Raw genomic sequence first — 2,418 nt, forward strand, 5'->3', positions numbered from 1 at the left:
ACGATGGATAAGTTTGGCAGTATTCGCGCTTTTACTCAAGTTGTGGTTTCGGGTGGCTTTGCTGCTGCTGCACGAGAGATGGGAACGTCACGACCGCAGGTCAACAAGCTGGTGATTGCCCTCGATAATGAACTGGTATCGCGTCTCACGCTTTTCGTCGCTCGTCTCACGCTGAATGTCGAGTAAATTTAGTGCCTAGAAGCCATGTAGAGTAAAGATTAGAGCAGTGTTTTGCAAGATAGTAGGCGGTCTCACGCTATCTGTCGTTTGAGAAGATCTCACGCTATTTGTCGCTAAACCTCGAAACTCCTGCTATTCAAGCATTTCAGCAGCAGGATGTTCCATAATTGACCCCTAAATTGGTCGTCAAACGACACTGATCGTGAGATGATCTGCAAAAATGTTTTTCATCCAGAAGCTAGTTGTAATCAGCGTTTCAGTTACTAAACGACAGCTAGCGCGATATCAACGTCGATTACCGAGAGACGCGACACTTATCAAAACTGGTCGAAGTCGATCCGAAGCAACTGGCAAAGATGTTACCCCCTGCTCGGCTGCATCTGCAAACTCGCCTGTGTGCAGCCTGTTATGCCAAACCCCAGTACGTCAGGGGGTGTGGCAACGATCGGGGAAAACGGGATGCGACCGTCATGGGGTGCGTCTCCTCTCGGTTTGTCCGGTCTGCAAACATGGGTTTCGCACCCCAGCTCTGTGGGAAGATGAACACTGTGAGGGATGCGGGCTGGCGTTCGGGCAGATGCAGATTTATCAGGAGCCAATTCGCAAGCGTGGGCAATCAATCTCATCAACCGCTCCACCCGATGAGCTAGACGGTCGCTAATAGGAATTTGATCATCCAGTAAACTTCCCTACCGCCGATTGGTTCGTGGGCTTGTTGGAACTGGGCTTTAAGTTGCTTGAGCAGATCCTCCTGCTCGATAATCTCGTCGGAGTAGTCCCACTTGCCAAGGGTGAGTCTGCGAGAGATAGTGGCACGATCGGTGGCAATCTTCTCAAGCTGGAGGGCAGCACAGGCAGCGTAGAAAGCAGGTTGGAGCGCATCGACTTGCTGTTGGAGTTCCGCCAGTTGAGCGCGGAGGTTGAGCATGGCATCGATGATTTCGAGTGGATCGAGCAGGTCAGAGGTGGAGGAGTCGCTCGCGGTAATTGGCGGCTGAGTGTCTAGCTTCATGATTTACCCAATGTGAAGAGCGTGAAGCTACTGTAGAGCCCATTAGGTCAGTGGTTAGAGGAAGAAACTGTTAAAGTTGCTTGCCTATTAATTGCAGGCTCTACGGAGCCGGAGCAGTGGCAGGATGATTCGTCTTTAGAATCTGTGCGAGGTAGTCAGTGGTCAGTCCTCTGCGATCTAATGAAGCTGCGCCCTGATCTGATTACACTCCGCCAGGTGATTTACCCCTTAACTGGACTGTGCTTGCATATTAGGTAGTTGCTTTTCTAAGTAGAATCACAGTCTAATAACTGTTACTTAAATATTCAGTAATGTTTTACCAGTTTTAGAAAGCAGGGAGGTCGTGCGGGAACCCTAATTTATAAGGAAAGAAAATGCCAATCGAGAGCCATTACCTGGCTGCTATTGAAAGCTCTTGTATAGCGTTGACTGATTCCGCCGCTAATCTACCGTTTTAGCAACTGTCTTTCGTTTCTTGATCCGGTCAAACAATGATGGTGCAACCGCTCGTTCATCCAGGTCAATCGCCCTCCTCTAGCCCAAGTTTAGAAACGGGACGATCGATTGTTATTATCGACACCACTCTCGCAGACTATCAGACCCTTGTTGCAGGTGTAACGCCAGGTCATGAAGTGTATTTGGTCAATGCTGACCAGTGTGGCATCACTCAGATCACCCAAATTCTGCAACAACAGGGCGAAATTACCTGGTTACATCTCCTATCGCACGGAAGACCGGGAGAACTGCACTTGGGCAAGAGTGTGCTGTCCCTGGAAACTTTGCCTGCCTATGCTATTCAGTTACAAGCCTGGTGCAGTGCATTGGGTGAAGACGCTGGAATTTTGCTGTATGGGTGTGAGGTTGCAAGGAGCGGTCGCGGACAGCAGTTTGTGCAGCAGTTGAGTAAGCTGACTGGAGCAAGCATTGCTGCGGCTTCGACAAAAATTGGTAACTCCAGTTTAGGGGGAACCTGGATCCTGGATACGGTCACCTGCACGGTTACTCACCCCTTGGCATTTAACCCAGCAGTGATTGAAGCGTATGGGGGTATTTTGAGTTCTAACCCAGTGCAGTACAACCTGAACCTGGCAAATCAAAGCTCTTTCCCGCGTCACTTAATCAACGTTGATGGCACGCTCTACTTCACCGCCAGTCCAGACGGAAATGAATTTTCCTGGGAACGGGAACTGTGGAAGATCGATCTAACAACAGGTCGTCTGGTCCGG

Annotated in this window: 4 protein-coding genes; 3 read left to right on the forward strand and 1 reads right to left on the reverse strand. The window is 49.8% G+C overall.

Annotation, left to right across the window (positions count from 1 at the left end):
- Positions 1 to 186: LysR family transcriptional regulator (locus H6F80_RS00570; RefSeq protein WP_242067092.1), on the forward strand; the 186-nt coding region annotated here is incomplete at its 5' end.
- 388 nt (positions 187 to 574) lie between these two features.
- Entirely contained in the window at positions 575 to 841 is a 267-nt protein-coding gene (locus H6F80_RS00575) for a hypothetical protein (protein ID WP_190789677.1), read from the forward strand.
- Here the strand turns inward: H6F80_RS00575 and H6F80_RS00580 are convergent.
- Positions 827 to 1,192 carry a hypothetical protein gene (locus H6F80_RS00580; RefSeq protein ID WP_190789678.1) on the reverse strand — a complete coding sequence of 122 codons (366 nt, stop codon included), beginning with the start codon at positions 1,190 to 1,192 and terminating at the stop codon, positions 827 to 829. The two genes, H6F80_RS00575 and H6F80_RS00580, sit on opposite strands and share 15 nt — an antisense overlap.
- A gap of 491 nt (positions 1,193 to 1,683) precedes the next feature.
- On the opposite strand from H6F80_RS00580, the gene H6F80_RS00585 reads away from it, so the two are divergent.
- The coding region (locus tag H6F80_RS00585; RefSeq protein WP_190789679.1) for a DUF4347 domain-containing protein at positions 1,684 to 2,418 on the forward strand (735 nt) is incomplete at its 3' end.

Origin of the sequence: Leptolyngbya sp. FACHB-711, assembly GCF_014695615.1 — a bacterium.
Lineage (GTDB): Bacteria > Cyanobacteriota > Cyanobacteriia > Elainellales > Elainellaceae > Leptolyngbya_A.